Below are 15,443 nucleotides of genomic sequence, written 5' to 3'. Positions count from 1 at the left end.
CCGGATCCCATCGGCGCCTCCGGATGAGAGCGCCACTGGTGATCGGGGATGTCCCCCGCGTTCGGAGCTGGAGTCGACTGCATGGCAACCATGCGGAGCAAACAAATCCCAACATCTAGAAAGTCAGGACCTTTGGTCGCGTTCGCTCCTGATTTCTAACTTAGCGCGCTCGTGATCATGAGACAAGTGATGTTTATGAGGCTCATGTGACTGAAAAGCGACACATGAAACGATCACTTACGGGATGAATGAGACAAAGCGAACGGACACGTTCGACACTGCGCCTTGCCGAGCCGCGGCGTTTCATGTTTGCTTTATCGCGTATCGAGTGAGCCGTCCGATGGGCCCCGCGTCGGTTGACCCTGGAGGCAGCGCCTGTCGACGAAAGGGAGCAGTCGGTGACAGAGGCGGACGTCGCCATCGTGGGGACGGGGCCGAACGGACTGGCGGCCGCAGTCGTCATGGCTCGCGCCGGATTGCGGGTGCAACTTTTCGAAGGTCACCACGAGATCGGTGGCGGCCTGCGCACCACGTCACTGTTCGACGCCGATATCACACACGACGTCTGCGCGGCCGTTCATCCCATGGCAGCGGCGTCGCGGTTCTTCCGGGAGTTCGATCTGGCCTCGCGCGGGGTGCGCTTACGTCTGCCCGAGATCAGCTACGCCCACCCGCTGCCCGACGGCACAGCCGCCCTGGCGCACCACGACCTGGAGGCAACCTGTGCTCGGCTGGGGGCGGACGGTGGACCCTGGCGGCGCATGATGACTCCACTGCTGGAGCACAGCTCCGACGTGATCGACCTCGCCCTTTCCCACCAGCGCGCCGTTCCGCGGGACCTGCGCGTCGCCATCGGGTTCGCCGCGCGGACTCTCACGCTCGGCACCCGGCTGGGAAAGCGCACTCTGACGACCGAAGCCGGCAAGGCCCTGCTGACCGGTGTCGCGGCACACGCTGTGGGACGACTTCCCAGTCTCGCGTCCGGCGCGATCGCACTGCTGCTGGGGCACCTTGCCCACGGTAGCGGCTGGCCCCTCCCAGAAGGCGGCAGCAGCCGCATCGCCGAGACCCTGGCCGCGGACATCACCGCGCACGGTGGCACGTTCCACACAGGATGCAAGATCGATGATCTGAGGCAACTGCGGGGATCGAAGGTGGTGTTGTTCGACACCGCCCCGAAAGGTCTTCTCCAAGCCGCCGGCGACTTGCTCCCCGCCCGTTACGCCCGCCAGCTCTCCCGCTTCCGCCACGGCCCCGGGGCCGCCAAGGTGGACTTCCTCGTCAACGCTCCCATCCCTTGGAAGGATCCTGACGTGGGCCTGGCGGGCACCGTACATCTCGGTGGGACGCAGGCGCAGATACGTCACCAGGAAGGCCTCACCGCCGCGGGTGCCGCCGCACCAGAGCCCTTCGTACTGGTCGTCGACCCTGCCGTGACCGACCCCACTCGGGCCCGGGGCGGAAAACGGCCGGTGTGGGCCTACGCCCACGTACCGAACGGAAGCTCCCAGGACCCCGTGCCCATGGTGCAGGCACGTATCGAACAGTACGCGCCCGGCTTCACGGAAACCGTCGTCGCCAGCCGCGGCATCAGCGCCCGCGACTACGAGGCCTACAACCCCAATTACGTCGGCGGGGACATCAACGGCGGTGCTGTGACCCTGAAGCAGAGCGTGCTCCGCCCGGCCCTCCGGGTGAATCCCTACCGCACGCCGCTCCGCGGTGTGTACCTGTGCTCCGCATCCACACCGCCGGGACCTGGCGTGCACGGGATGTCCGGTTACCTGGCCGCCCGCTCCGCACTGAGGCACGAATTCGGCATTCGCACGACACCGATCCTTGCCCCCTGAGCAGCCTTGAGCAGATCGCCTGCACACGTCCAGAGGCTGCGGGCACGACGCCGACGAGGTCCCTCGCGCACAGGCTGCGCGGCCTGTGGGCGTCGCTCACTTGGCCTGGCCAGGGGCCTGTACGACCACGGGCCGGACTTGCGTTAATGTGCGAGTCATGACAGCTGATGAACGTGAAAAGCCTGGTACGGAAGACGAGTTAGCGGCGTCTCCCTGGAGCTGGGGAGGCCTGGGCCCGATCGGCGGCTCCCTCTTGACGCTTTCCGGACTCGGTCTGCTCCTGTGGGCGTTCCTGGGCCGGACGAGTTCCAGCCCTTCACTGATCTACCAGGCCGCGAAGGTCGTGGCGATCGGCCTGGTGGTCACCGGTACCACTCTGATGGCACGCCGACGCGACTCGTCACGACGCTCCGACGCAGAGACAGAGCCTCCTCCACGCTCGTGAGAAGTTGCCGTCCTTGTCGAACATCGAGCCCTTCCCAGGGTGTTGACGGTGCCGGCCTCGGCAAGTGGTGTCGTGCTCGCGCAACCAGGTCGTGCAGACCTGCCGCCCGCTCTCGTCGGCCCCCCTGGTTCCGCCCGTGGACGGGTCCGTCGGCTCGTGACAGGACGTCGCTGGATTCTTCCTTCGCGCAGGGAACTACCCTGGTCCGGTGCGTGACAAAACCCAAGCGAATTCCCCCGAAGCCGGTGACCGGCTGATCCGTGCCGGTGCCATCGTGTTCTTCATCGGAGCGCTCGCCACACTGGTCACCGTGGCACCGCTGTTGCTGGGAACGAAACCTTTCCCGTTCTACATGTTCGGCCTGAGCATGCTCATGGGCGTCGGATTCCTGCTGGCCGCGGCGGGAGTGCTCCAGTCCGCCGCCCAGGGCCGCCGCCGGGCCCGCGCCGCCCGTTCCTGACGGCGGCGGCCGCCCGTCGTCGCGGCCGTTCCCCGGGACGGTCGCGGGCGGCTCCCGTCTCGGCGGGTCGGTGCCGGGACCGCCGGGCTCTCAGCGGTGGTTCTCCAGCCACGCCGGGAACTCCGTGAGGTCGGTGAGGACGACGTCCGCGCCCGCCGCGCGCAGTTCCCCGGCGTCGCACGGGCCGGTCGCCACGGCCACGCTGTACGCGCGCGCCGTGCGCGCCCCGCGTACGTCGCCGGTGTGGTCGCCCACGTACACGCTCGCGCCGTGCTCGCGCAGCGCCACCGCCTTCTGCTCGGCCCACAGGCCGCCGACGACCTCGTCCGCCTTGATGCCCAGGTGCTCCAGGTGCAGCCGGGCGTTGGGCTCCCACTTCGCGGTCACCACGAGCGCGCGGCCGCCCGCCGCCCGCACCGCCGCGACGGCCTCGCGCGCGCCGGGCATCGCGAGCGAGCCGGTGATCGCGTGCTCGGGGTACATCTCGCGGTAGAGGTCGGCCATCTCGCCTATCCGCTCGGCCGGGAACCAGTGCGCGAGTTCCTGTTCCAGCGGGGGCCCGAGCCGGGTGACCACGAGATCGGCGTCGACGGGCGTCCCGGTCCGGGCCGACAGCGCCGTGAAGCAGGCGTGGATCCCCGGGCGGGAGTCGATCAGGGTCATGTCGAGGTCGAAGCCGACGGTCAGCGCAGGTGAGGTCATATGGGCCATTGTGCCCAGCGCGCCGCTGAGCCCGTCCACGCTCTTTCGGCGAGGGCGCGGCAGGGGGGCAGCTCTGCCGGGGCGGTCCGCGCGTGGGCGCGGTCCGGAACGTCGGGCGGTGGCCGGGTGTCGGGCGGGGTCCGCGCGCCGTTGGAGCGGTCCGGGCCGTCGAGTGCGGGCCGCGCCATCGGGCAGGGGCCGCGTCGTCGGACGAAGTCCTGACCGTCAGGCGGGGAGCCGGGCCGGCGGACAGGGGCCGCGCCGTCGGACGAGGTCCGGCCGCCGGTGAGGTCCGCGACTTCGAGCGGGGCCGCTGCTCAGCGGGGGCGCTGGGAACGCCAGACCAGGTACAGGGCCGAGGCGACCGCCGCGCCGCGGACCACGAAGGGCCAGGTCTGGGCCATCGCCTCGTTCATGTGGCCCTGGGCGACGGGATCGCCCCAGCGGCCGTCGGAACGGCCCCAGAGCCAGACGACACCGGCCGCGGCGGACAGGCCGGGCAGGACCAGGACGGCCCACTTCGACTCCGCCTGCGTCAGCCTGCGTGAGCCGTAGGCGATCAGCCAGCCGAGGCCGAGCGCGATCCAGTTGCCGAGGACCGCGCCGGCGACGAGGAGGGCGGCGGCGAGCAGGAGCAGCGGGTTGCTGTAGCCGCCGGGGCGCGGGAGAAGGCGGCGGGGTCCGCGGCGCGGGACGGAGGGCTCGGCGGCGGGCTCGTCCTCGGCGGCCGGCGCCGTCTCCGCGGCGGCTCCCGCCTCCGGGACCGCTCCCCCGTCCCGGTCGGCCGGCGGCGGCTTGAGCAGTTCGGGAATCTCGACGCCGCCGACGAACCCGGGCACGCTGTCGCCGAGCCCGAAGGGGCTGTCGGTGGAGCGCCACCAGTCGGGCCGGGTGGCGCTGTCGCCCAGTTCGGACGCGCTCGCCAGATGGGGCGGGGACGGGGCCCCGGCCCCGGCGTCCCCGGTGGCCCGTTCCGGGTCCTGGCGGGGCCGGGGGACGGCGCGGCGCAGCCGCTTGGGGCGTTCCCCCGGTTCGGCGGCGGCGCGCTGGGACGGCACGGCGGCCCAGCTCCCGGTGCCGGACCCGGCCGCCTCGCCTCCGGCCGCGGCGACGATCTCGTCGGGGGTGCCGAGGCGGTCGAGGATGCGGCGGACGGCGGCGGGGCTGTCGGCGGCGCCGGCCCGGCGGCGCCCGATCTCCTCGCGCAGTTCGGTGACCAGGCGCATGCGGGTGGCGGACGGCAGCTGCCGTCGCTGGGCCAGGTCGCCGACCCGGCTCAGATAGTCGAAGACCAGCTGGTCGCTCTCGATCCCCACGAAGTCCCCTCCGGGGCGCGTGCGTTGAATACCCCGTGCGGGACGAAGGTACCGGTTCTCCCCGGGCCGGGAGCGGCCGGTCCGGGCCTCGGGCAGCCGTACGACGTCCCCGCGCCCGGGCCGTCGCGGGGTCGCCGTACGGTCCACCGGGCGGGGGCCGGGCCCAGGAGGCGTGCCACCCGCTACCGTTGACAGGATGAGCCCCGAGACGACCGCCCCGCGGTCCCTGGCGGAAGCACTCCGCGCGCGGGACGACGCCTCGCTGTCCGCCCTCCTGCGGTCCCGGCCGGACCTGATCACCCCCGTGCCCACGGACCTCACCCAGCTGGCCACCCGTGCGGGCACCCGCGCGTCGGTCGTCCGCGCGCTGGAGCGGCTGGACCGTTTCACGCTGCAGACGGCGGAGGCGCTCGCGGTGGCGCACGACCCGGCGACGTACGACGAACTGCTCGGGCTGCTGGCCGGCGACGACGGCGACCCGGCGGTCACGGCGGCCTTCCCGCACGCGCTCGGCACCCTGCGCGACCAGGCACTGCTCTGGGGGCCCGACGACCGGCTCCGGCTCGTGCGCACGGCACGGGAGCTGCTCGCGCCGTCCCCGCAGCACCCCTCGCCGACGGGACTCGGGCCGACGGTCGGCGAGGCCACGGCCGGCATGTCTCCGGGGCGCATCCAGGAGATCGTGGCCACGGCCGGGCTGCCCTCCACCCATGACTCGGTGTCCGCGGTCGCCTCGCTGAGCGCCCTGTTCTCCGACCGGGCCCGGATGTCGGCCCTGCTCGACGGGGCGCCCGCCGAGGCGGTGGACGTGCTGTCCCGGCTGGTGTGGGGGCCGCCGTACGGGCAGGTGACGGCCGAACCCGCGGCGCATCTGCGCTGGCTGATCGCGCGGGGGTTGCTGCTGCCGACGGCCCCGGGCACGGTCGTCCTGCCCCGGGAGGTCGCCCTGCATCTGCGGGCCGGTCGCGCGCACCGGGTGACGGAGCCCGCCGCCCCCGCGGTCGAGGCCGCGGGCACCCACGGTCCACAGGCTGTGGACAGCACCGCGGCCGGCCAGGCGTACACGACGCTGGCCACCGTCGAGGAGCTGCTGAAGGAGTGGCACGAGGGCGGTCCCCCGGTGCTGCGCGCGGGCGGGATGAGCGTGCGGGACCTGAAGCGGACGGCGGTGGCGCTCGACCTGCCCGAGCCGGTCGCCGCGTTCTGGGTGGAACTCGCCTTCGCGGCCGGACTGGTGGCCTCCGACGGCGAGGCGGACGAGCGGTTCGCGGCGACGCCCGCCTACGACGGCTGGCTGGAGCTGCCCGCCGCCGAGCGCTGGGCGCGGCTCGCCTCGGCGTGGCTCGCGGCGACCCGCACGGCCGGTCTGGTCGGCGGACGGGACGCGAAGGACCGTACGCTCTCCGCGCTCGGCCCCGGCCTGGACCGCTCGTCGGCCCCCGAGGTCCGCCACCGCGTCCTCGCCCTGCTCGCCGAGCTGCCCGAGGGGTCCTCGCCCGACCCGGACTCGCTGCTCGCCCGGCTGTACTGGGAGCGGCCCTCGCGCGGTGCCCGGCCCGCGCCGGAGGACCTGCGGGCCCGGCTGGCCCGCTGGACGCTGTCGGAGGCGGAGCTGCTCGGGGTGACCGGCCGGGGCGCGCTGTCCGCGCAGGGGCGCGCGCTGCTCGGTCTGCCCGCCCCGAAGGCCACGCGGACGCCCCCGCCCTCGGGTCCGGGCGACCGGCTTCCCGCCCACCACAAACGGCGCACCGCGGTGGCAGCCCCCGTGGCCGCTGCCCCGCACTCCCCCGCCGAGCAGGCCGCCGCGGCGGCCCGGGCCGCCGCCCTCCTCGCGCCGCTGCTGCCGGAACCGCTCGACCACGTCCTGCTCCAGGCGGACCTGACGGCGGTGGCGCCCGGCCCGCTGGAGCGCCCGCTCGCCGAGACGCTCGGGGTGCTCGCGGACGTCGAGTCCAAGGGCGGGGCGACGGTGTACCGCTTCACCCCGGCCTCGGTGCGCCGGGCGCTCGACGCGGGCCGTTCGGCCTCCGACCTGCACGCCTTCCTCGCCGCCCATTCCCGCACGCCGGTCCCGCAGCCGCTGGCCTATCTGATCGACGACATGGCGCGCCGGCACGGCCATCTGCGGATCGGGGCGGCGTCGGCGTACGTCCGCTGCGACGACGAGGCGGTGCTCAACGAGATCCTCGCCGACAAGCGGTCGCAGGAGTACGGGCTGCGGCGGATCGCGCCGACGGTGCTGGTCGCGCAGTCCGACCCGACGACCCTCCTCGCCGGCCTCCGGACGATGGGCTTCGCGCCGGCCGCCGAGTCCGCCGAGGGCGACGTGCTGATCAGCCGGGCGCACGCCCACCGCACCCCGCCGCGCACGGCGCCCGAGCCGGTCCCGGACGGGCCGCCGGTCCCCGACGCCACGCTCCTCGGCGCCGCGATCAGGGCGATCCGGGCCGGGGACCTGGCCTCCACGGCCCCGCGCAAGGAGGACCCGGCCGGGGGCCGCCCCGGCGACGGGGCGCTGCCCCGCACCAGCTCCGCGGAGACGCTCGCGACCATGCAGGCCGCGGTGATGACGGGCGAGGCGGTGTGGATCGGCTACGTCAACGCCGAGGGCTCGGCCAGCCAGCGCGTCATCGCCCCCATCCGGGTCGAGGGCGGCTTCGTCACGGCGTACGACCACACGGCGGACGAGGTCCGCACCTATCCGCTGCACCGGGTCACGGGGGTGGCGGAGCTGGCCGACGACCAGCCGTGACCGCCCGCCGGTAGGGCACACTGGAGGTTTGGCCGAGCATCCGCGCCGGATGCCGCCACGCAGAAAGGGACGGGTGTGAACGGACCCCTCATCGTCCAGTCCGACAAAACGCTTCTGCTGGAAGTCGACCACGAGCGGGCCGACGCCTGCCGCCGGGCCATCGCCCCCTTCGCCGAGCTGGAGCGGGCGCCCGAGCACATCCACACCTACCGGGTCACGCCCCTCGGCCTGTGGAACGCGCGGGCCGCCGGGCACGACGCCGAGCAGGTCGTGGACGCGCTCGTGGAGTTCAGCCGCTATCCGGTCCCGCACGCGCTGCTCGTGGACATCGCCGAGACGATGGACCGCTACGGACGCCTCACGCTGAGCAAGCACCCGGCCCACGGGCTCGTCCTGACCACCACCGACCGGCCCGTGCTCGAGGAGATCCTGCGCTCCAAGCGGATCACCCCGCTCGTCGGCAACCGGATCGACCCGGACACCGTGGCCGTGCACCCCTCCGAGCGCGGCCAGATCAAGCAGACCCTGCTGAAGCTCGGCTGGCCGGCCGAGGACCTCGCCGGGTACGTCGACGGCGAGGCGCACTCCATCGAGCTCGACGAGACGGGGTGGGCGCTGCGGCCCTACCAGCGCCAGGCCGTCGAGAACTTCTGGCACGGCGGCTCCGGCGTGGTCGTGCTGCCCTGCGGCGCGGGCAAGACGCTCGTCGGCGCCGGCGCGATGGCCGAGGCCAAGGCGACCACGCTGATCCTCGTGACCAACACCGTCTCCGCCCGGCAGTGGAAGCACGAGCTGGTGAAGCGGACCTCGCTGACCGAGGACGAGATCGGCGAGTACAGCGGCACCCGCAAGGAGATCCGTCCGGTCACCATCGCCACGTACCAGGTGCTGACGACCCGGCGGAAGGGCGTCTACCCGCACCTGGAGCTGTTCGACTCCCGCGACTGGGGCCTGATCCTCTACGACGAGGTCCATCTGCTGCCCGCCCCGGTCTTCAAGTTCACCGCCGACCTCCAGGCCCGGCGCCGGCTGGGGCTGACCGCCACGCTGGTCCGCGAGGACGGGCGCGAGTCGGATGTGTTCTCGCTGATCGGCCCCAAGCGGTTCGACGCGCCCTGGAAGGAGATCGAGGCGCAGGGCTACATCGCGCCCGCGGACTGTGTCGAGGTGCGGGTGAACCTCACCGACTCCGAGCGGCTCGCGTACGCCACCGCCGAGAACGAGGAGAAGTACCGCTTCTGCGCCACCACCGCGACCAAGCGGAAGGTGACCGAGGCGCTGGTGCGCCGGTTCAAGGGGCAGCAGATCCTCGTGATCGGCCAGTACATCGACCAGCTCGACGAGCTGGGTGAGCATCTGAACGCGCCCGTGATCAAGGGCGAGACCAGCAACGCTCAGCGGGAGAAGCTGTTCGACGCGTTCCGGGAGGGCGAGATCAGCGTGCTCGTCGTCTCCAAGGTCGCCAACTTCTCGATCGACCTGCCGGAGGCCACGGTGGCCATCCAGGTCTCGGGCACCTTCGGCTCCCGCCAGGAGGAGGCCCAGCGGCTGGGCCGCGTGCTGCGGCCGAAGGCCGACGGTCACCAGGCCCACTTCTACTCGGTGGTCGCCCGGGACACGATCGACCAGGACTTCGCCGCCCACCGCCAGCGCTTCCTGGCGGAGCAGGGCTACGCCTACCGGATCATGGACGCCGACGAGATCCTCGGCTGAGGATCACCGGCGGGCGGGGGCGGGCGGACGGCGTCAGTGGCGCCGGACGCCCGCTTCCTCGCCGTACTCGCCGAGCAGGACGACCCCGAGGGCCGCGCGGCCGAAGACCTTGACGGCCTTCAGGGCGTCGCCGAGGCGGTGGCGGTGGGTGACGGAGGTGACGGCCGTCGCGCCCCGCGCGACGGGCCCGGGATGGGCAGGACCTGGGGTGAAAGTGGCTGCGCTCATATCTCCATGGTGCGGGCACACCGACCCGAACGGCGTCGGTCCCTGGACCGAACCTCGCCGGCCCTCTCGTACGGCTCAGGGACCCCGGCCGTCCGCCTCACGACGGACCCCGTCCCCTAGGGAACCCCGGGTCCGACCCCGAGAGCCCGCCCCGGCGGCGGAAAAACCATTGGCCCCCGCATCGGTGGGTCACCTAGAATCTTCGGTCTTGCCCGCCTCCCTTCGCGGAGTGCCGCCGCCCGGACGGAAACCGGACGGCACCCGGATTCACACCGGATTCCGTCGGGATTCCCGACGGATTCACGACGGAATCCGAAGCGATTCACGAACCGCACCACGCGCGCAGCACTGCCAGAGCACCGCGGCACTCCCGCAGCACCCCACAGCAGGCTTCCCGGAGGCAATTCCCCGTGTCCACCCCGTCCGACGGCCCGTCCGGCGCCCCGTCCACGTCCGACGACCCCCTGTCCCGCGAGCGCTCCCACCTCAGCCACTCCCGTTCGGCGCTCCGCGCGATGCGCGAGGACGCCGAGAACCTCGACATCCGCGACGTCACCGCGAACTGGGTGAACGCCGAGGTGCTGCACCGGCAGATCGCCGAGCGCATCAAGGCCCTCGCCGACCTCAGCCACACCCCGCTGTTCTTCGGACGGCTCGACTATCTGCACGCCCCGGGCTCCGACCTGGCCGAGGGCGCCGAGGGCGAGCGGTTCTACATCGGGCGCCGGCACGTCCACGACGCCGACGGCGACCCGATGGTCATCGACTGGCGCGCGCCGGTCTCCCAGCCGTTCTACCGGGCCTCCAAGAAGGACCCGATGGACATCGGGCTGCGCCGCCGCTTCGGCTACACCGGCGGCGACCTCACCGCCTACGAGGACGAGCACCTCTCGGACCCGGCCGAGGCCGCGGCCACCAGCAAGCTGCTCCAGCAGGAGATCGAGCGCCCGCGCGTGGGTCCCATGCGCGACATCGTGGCGACCATCCAGCCGGAGCAGGACGAGATCGTCCGGTCCGGGCTGTCCGGTTCGGTCTGTGTGCAGGGAGGGCCCGGCACCGGGAAGACCGCCGTCGGCCTGCACCGGGTCGCCTATCTGCTGTACGCCCACCGGGAGCGGCTCGCCCGCACCGGCACGCTGGTGATCGGGCCGAACAAGTCCTTCCTGCACTACATCGAGCAGGTCCTGCCCGCGCTCGGCGAGCTGGAGGTCAAGCAGGCGACCGTCGACGACCTCGTCGCCCATGTCGAGGTGCGCGGGAGCGACGACGCGCCCGCGGCCGTGATCAAGGGCGACGCCCGCATGGCCCGGGTGCTGCGCCGGGCCGTGCGCTCGCACGTGACGATCCCGGCCGAGCCGGTGGTCGTCGTCAGGGGCTCGCGGCGCTGGCGCGTGCCGGCGTACGAGCTGGAGGAGATCGTCCGCGAGCTCCTCGACCGGGACATCCGCTACGGCGCGGCCCACCAGGCCCTTCCGCAGCGCATCGCGCACGCCGTGCTGGTCCAGATGGAGCGCTCCGGGGAGGCGCCGGACGACCGGGTGCAGGACGCCGTAGCCCGCAACCCCGCCGTGAAGGCCGCGGTCAAGGCGATCTGGCCGCAGGTCGACCCCGCCAGGCTGGTGCTGCGGCTGCTCACCGACGCCGACTTCCTCGCCGCGCACGCGGAGGGGCTGCTGGACGAGGCCGAGCAGAAGGAGATCCTCTGGGCGAAGCCGGTGCGCAGCGTGAAGAGCGCGAAGTGGTCGGCCGCCGACGCGGTGCTGATCGACGAGGCGACGGACCTGGTCCAGCGCACGCACTCTCTCGGGCACGTGGTCCTCGACGAGGCGCAGGACCTCTCCCCGATGCAGTACCGCGCCGTGGGGCGGCGCTGCACGACGGGGTCGGCGACCGTGCTCGGCGACCTGGCGCAGGGGACGACGCCGTGGGCGACCCGCAGCTGGGAGGAGGCGCTGACCCATCTGGGCAAGGACGACGCGGTGGTCGAGGAGCTGACCGCCGGTTTCCGTGTCCCCACGGACGTCATCACCTACGCGTCCCGGCTGCTGCCGCACATCGCGCCCGGTCTCGCGCCGGTCGCCTCGGTGCGGGAGAACCCGGGCTTCTTCGAGGTGCGCGCGAGCACGGCGGACTCCGAAGTCCTCGGCGCGGTGGAGGAGTTGCTGGGCCACGAGGGATCGGTCGGGCTGATCGCGGCCGACGCCCGGATCCCCGCGCTCGCCGAGGCGCTGACGGCGGCCGGACGGACGTACCTCGGACCGGGCGAGGAGACGACGGCCGACACCCGGCTGACCCTGGTGCCGGCCTCGCTCGCCAAGGGCCTCGAGTACGACTACGTGGTCCTGGACGAGCCGCGGGCGGTCGTCGACGGCGAGCCGGACGAGCGCACCGGGCTGCGCCGGCTGTACGTGGCGCTCACCCGTGCGGTCTCGGGCCTGATCGTGACGCACGCGGCGCCGCTCCCGGCCGAACTGGCCTGACCGGCCCGGCACATGGGCCCGCGAGCACGCGGGCACACAGGCCGACGGCCCCCGGCGCGGACGCCGGGGGCCGTCGGTCGTGGTGCGCGGGGTCCTACTTGAACTTCCTGCTGGTCGCCAGGTAGACGCCCTTGGCGTTCGCACCGAGGCGCGGACCGGTGATGAACGTCTTGCGGTCGCTCAGGGAGTTGTTGGAGACCAGGTAGGTCCGCCCGTTGTGGCTCATGAACCAGGGGCCGCCCGAGGCGCCGCCGTTCATGGTGCAGCCGATCATGTACTGGGCGGGGACGTTGCTCGCGAGCACCATCCGCTTGGTGGCGCCGTGGCAGTCGTACATCTTCGAGCCGTCGTAGGGCGCCTCGGCCGGGTAGCCGCGGACCTTCATCGACTTGATCTTGTTGGCGGCCGGGGCGCCGAACCACACCGGCAGCGCCGAACCGAGCTGCTCCTGGAGGGACTTGCCGCCGTTCTCGGGCTTGACGTGCAGCACGGCGTAGTCGTACCCGGAGGCCGCGTTGCCGGTGTGGGCACCGCCGCTGATCCACTGCGAGGAGGTGGTGGCCCAGTCGGCCCACCAGATGCCGTACGGGGAGACGGCCTTGGCGCGCGGGTTGGTGATCTGGCGGCTGCTCAGATTCGCCTTGTTGTTGTACGAGGGGACGAAGGCGATGTTGCGGTACCAGCCGCCGCCCTTGCCCGCGTGGACGCAGTGGCCCGCGGTCCACACCAGGTTGGACTTGCCGGGGTGCGCCGGGTCGGTCACCACGGCGGCCGAGCAGACCATGTTGCCCTGGGGCGAGGAGAAGAACATCTTGCCGACCGGCGGCGCGTAGTGGTGGTACGTGCTCCGGACCTTGGCGGCGGCCTGCTTCGTCACCCTGCCGTCGGGCAGGTAGGAGGTGGCTCCGTTGCCCGAGCCCGAGCTGGTGCTGCCCGTGCGGGCGACCGGGATGCTGGCCTTGGCCTCGGCCATCTTCTCCGGCGACCAGAAGTCCTTGATGTAGGGGTTGGCGAAGTCCTCGGCCTTGGACGCCCACTTGCTGTAGTCCTGCCACCCCCCGTTCTTCCACTTGTCCAGGGCGGCGCCGCTGAGTTCGGTGGGAATGCCCGAGGGCAGCTTGTAGCCGCCGATCGAGACGGAGCCGTCGTCCTGGCCGGTGTCGACCCCCTTGTCGGCCTGGGCGGACGACGAGGGCCGGGACCCGGCGCCCTCGTCGTCCTTCTTGCCCTCACAGGCCGTGGTGGTGATCATGACGGCCGCGATCACGGCCGCGGCGGCCGCGAGCGTGCGGCTGCGTATGGATGGCATGGAGCCTTCTCCCCCTGAGGCTGCTGTGCTGCCCTGCCGCTGTCGCCGACAGGCACACATGTGTGATTGTCATGCCCCGGCCGATCGGGGCTCGATCAAATATGCACCCGAAAAGCGGTTCGATTGATCGCCTCGTGACGCTCACAACACAACAACTACGTGGCGGAGATGGATCCGTGACCTGTCGGACGACGGCGGACCGGACCCCGCCGCAGGGGAGGGGGAGGGGGTCCTACGCGTCGAGAGCCGTCCGCCACTGCCGCACCGACTCCGCGGAGACCGGCCCGCTCCAGCCCCCCGGACGCGCCGCCCCGCCGATGTGGAAGGCGTCGAGGCCCGCGGCGCGCAGCTCCGGCAGATGGTCGAGGCGCAGTCCGCCGCCGACCATGATCCGCGGCTCGTACCCCGGCTCGCCGCGGCGGGCGGCCTCGGCCACCAGGACGGGGAGTCCGTCGTCGACACCGGCCGGGGACCCGGCGGTCAGATAGGCGTCGAGCCCGGGCAGGTCCGCGAGCTGCTTGCGCAGGGCGTCGCGGTCGGCGGCGCGGTCGATCGCGCGGTGGAACGTCCAGCGGCAGCCGTCCAGTTCGGCGACGATCCGCTCCACGGCGGCCAGGTCGGGGCCGCCGTGCTCGTCGAGGAAACCGAGCACGAACTCGTCCGCGCCGGCGTTCCGCAGCTCCCCCGCGGCCCGCACGAGAGCGTCGGCGCCGGCCGCGCCGCCCGCCGAGAAGCCGTCGGACAGACGCAGCATCACGCGCAGCGCGATGCCGACGGAAGCACGGATCGCGGCGAAGGTCTCCACCGACGGGGTCAGTCCGTCGGCCGCCATGTCCGTGACCAGCTCCAGCCGGTCCGCACCCCCGGCCTGGGCCGCGACCGCGTCCTCGGCGTCGAGGGCGATCACCTCCAGGACCGCGCTCTTCCGCTCACTCATCGGACCTCTTCTCCTGGGCCGCTATAGGTCTAGTCCAATCAAACAGTACGCGGACGGGAACGGGGGCGCGAGAAGATCGCCGCGCGCGACCGCGGACCGGCACGGGTCACCCGTCCGGCCCGGCGGGACACCCCGGCCCGGCGTGAGCGGGATCACCCGGTACCGGGTACCCCGAACCGCCGCATGGCACCGGGGAGGCGGCCCTTCGCCGGGCCGGGCGGTGCCCAGCGGGTCAGGCGGGCCCACTGGGGCACGCGAGCGCACAGGGTCCAGCAGGTCAGGCGGGTCAGGCGGGTCTGGCGGGTCTGGCGGGTCTGGCGGGCCCAGCGGGTCACACAGTCCCGCCGGGGCCGGCAAGTCAGGCAGGTCCAGCGGGCCCAGCGGGTCCAGCGGGTCACGCAGGCCCACCAGGACCACCGGGTCCAGCAAGCCCAGTGGGTTCAGTGGGTCAGCCGTAGAGGTTCAGCTCCTCCTCCCGTGCCCCCACCAGCTCGTACACCGTCGTGCTCGGGACCGGCCGGCCCGAGCAGAGCCTCACGAGGGTCGCGGCGTCGCCGAGGTAGCGGGCCGGGGGACGGTCGCCGGGGACACCGCCCAGGCGCAGCGGATCGTCCAGGTCGTCGAGGTCCGCGTGCAGCGGCACCAGGTCGCGCTCGCGGCTGATGCGGGCCAGGAGGCGGAGCGCGTGCGGCAGTGCGGGCCCCTCGTAGGCGTCCGGTTCGCCGAACGCCTCCCGTACGTCCCCGGCGTGGATCCACTCGCCGAGCGCGACCGCGTCGACCGCTCCCCGGGTCCGGGCGATCACGGGTCCCGCCTCCGTCATCCCGCGCTCCAGCTCGTCGACGACCCGCTCCGTCGGCCAGTCGGCGCGCTCGGCGATGTCGCGGTCGTTGGCCTCGGGCGAGAACACCCCGGGTTCGTAGCGGCGCTCCACGACCCGCATCAGCGCCGACGAGCAGTGCGCCAGCACCTCCCGCACCGTCCACGCCGGACACCCGGCCGTCGGACGGGAGAAGTCCCCCTCCGGGCGGGCCCGCAGCAGCGGGATCAGCGCGTCGCGCTCGGTGCGCAGGAGCAGACCGGGCAGTTCCGGGTCCCGTTCATCGTGTGCGTCGTGAGGAATCATGCCTCCACGCTAGGGCCTGCCTGACCATTCGCGTCGTCGCCCGGAGGGCGGCCCGGCGGCGTCATGGGGGTGCCCCCTGCTCGAGCGAAGCCGAGAGCTCGGGGGAGCGTGCTCTCGGCGTGCCG

At 72.9% G+C, this 15,443-nt stretch carries 11 protein-coding genes; 5 read left to right on the top strand and 6 right to left on the bottom strand.

Annotated elements, in window-relative coordinates:
- The first annotated feature begins 398 nt into the window (after nt 1-398).
- Nucleotides 399-1,850, top strand: a complete 1,452-nt coding sequence (locus IO36_RS29645) for a phytoene desaturase family protein (RefSeq protein WP_037624210.1) — start codon at nt 399-401, stop codon at nt 1,848-1,850.
- A gap of 653 nt (nt 1,851-2,503) precedes the next feature.
- Entirely contained in the window at nt 2,504-2,755 is a 252-nt protein-coding gene (locus IO36_RS29640) for a hypothetical protein (RefSeq protein ID WP_037624209.1), read from the top strand.
- Nucleotides 2,756-2,845: 90 nt separating this feature from the next.
- On the opposite strand, the gene IO36_RS29635 is transcribed toward IO36_RS29640, so the two are convergent.
- Nucleotides 2,846-3,466 carry an HAD family hydrolase gene (locus tag IO36_RS29635; RefSeq protein WP_037624208.1) on the bottom strand — a complete coding sequence of 207 codons (621 nt, stop codon included), beginning with the start codon at nt 3,464-3,466 and terminating at the stop codon, nt 2,846-2,848.
- Nucleotides 3,467-3,774: 308 nt separating this feature from the next.
- Nucleotides 3,775-4,773: an HAAS signaling domain-containing protein gene (locus tag IO36_RS29630; protein WP_037624207.1), complete on the bottom strand. Its 999-nt coding sequence runs from the start codon at nt 4,771-4,773 to the stop codon at nt 3,775-3,777.
- A gap of 196 nt (nt 4,774-4,969) precedes the next feature.
- On the opposite strand from IO36_RS29630, the gene IO36_RS29625 reads away from it, so the two are divergent.
- Both IO36_RS29625 and IO36_RS29620 read left to right on the top strand, forming a co-directional pair.
- Entirely contained in the window at nt 4,970-7,525 is a 2,556-nt protein-coding gene (locus IO36_RS29625; protein ID WP_037624204.1) for a helicase C-terminal domain-containing protein, read from the top strand.
- A gap of 75 nt (nt 7,526-7,600) precedes the next feature.
- Nucleotides 7,601-9,238 (top strand): DNA repair helicase XPB, encoded by a 1,638-nt coding sequence (locus tag IO36_RS29620; protein ID WP_037624203.1) that lies wholly within the window; start codon nt 7,601-7,603, stop codon nt 9,236-9,238.
- A gap of 33 nt (nt 9,239-9,271) precedes the next feature.
- On the opposite strand, the gene IO36_RS29615 is transcribed toward IO36_RS29620, so the two are convergent.
- Nucleotides 9,272-9,466, bottom strand: coding sequence for a hypothetical protein (locus tag IO36_RS29615; protein WP_051901053.1), 195 nt, complete (start codon nt 9,464-9,466; stop codon nt 9,272-9,274).
- A 410-nt stretch (nt 9,467-9,876) separates the two neighbouring features.
- On the opposite strand from IO36_RS29615, the gene IO36_RS29610 reads away from it, so the two are divergent.
- Nucleotides 9,877-11,946, top strand: coding sequence for a HelD family protein (locus IO36_RS29610; RefSeq protein ID WP_037624201.1), 2,070 nt, complete (start codon nt 9,877-9,879; stop codon nt 11,944-11,946).
- 94 nt (nt 11,947-12,040) lie between these two features.
- Here IO36_RS29610 and IO36_RS29605 read toward each other — a convergent pair whose 3' ends face one another.
- From IO36_RS29605 to IO36_RS29595, 3 genes are all read right to left on the bottom strand, one after another.
- On the bottom strand, nt 12,041-13,255 hold the full coding sequence (locus IO36_RS29605) for a trypsin-like serine peptidase (RefSeq protein WP_037624200.1): 1,215 nt from the start codon (nt 13,253-13,255) through the stop codon (nt 12,041-12,043).
- A gap of 232 nt (nt 13,256-13,487) precedes the next feature.
- Complete coding sequence (locus IO36_RS29600) at nt 13,488-14,192, bottom strand: copper homeostasis protein CutC (RefSeq protein WP_037624199.1); 705 nt, start codon at nt 14,190-14,192, stop codon at nt 13,488-13,490.
- A 448-nt stretch (nt 14,193-14,640) separates the two neighbouring features.
- Nucleotides 14,641-15,318 carry a maleylpyruvate isomerase family mycothiol-dependent enzyme gene (locus tag IO36_RS29595; RefSeq protein WP_037624197.1) on the bottom strand — a complete coding sequence of 226 codons (678 nt, stop codon included), beginning with the start codon at nt 15,316-15,318 and terminating at the stop codon, nt 14,641-14,643.
- Between the last annotated feature and the right edge of the window lie 125 nt (nt 15,319-15,443).

Source organism: Streptomyces aureus, assembly GCF_000725495.1.
In the GTDB taxonomy this organism is placed as follows: domain Bacteria; phylum Actinomycetota; class Actinomycetes; order Streptomycetales; family Streptomycetaceae; genus Streptomyces; species Streptomyces aureus_B.
The sequence above is the reverse complement of the archived record's forward strand: the minus strand, read 5'-3'. Positions and strand labels throughout refer to the sequence as shown.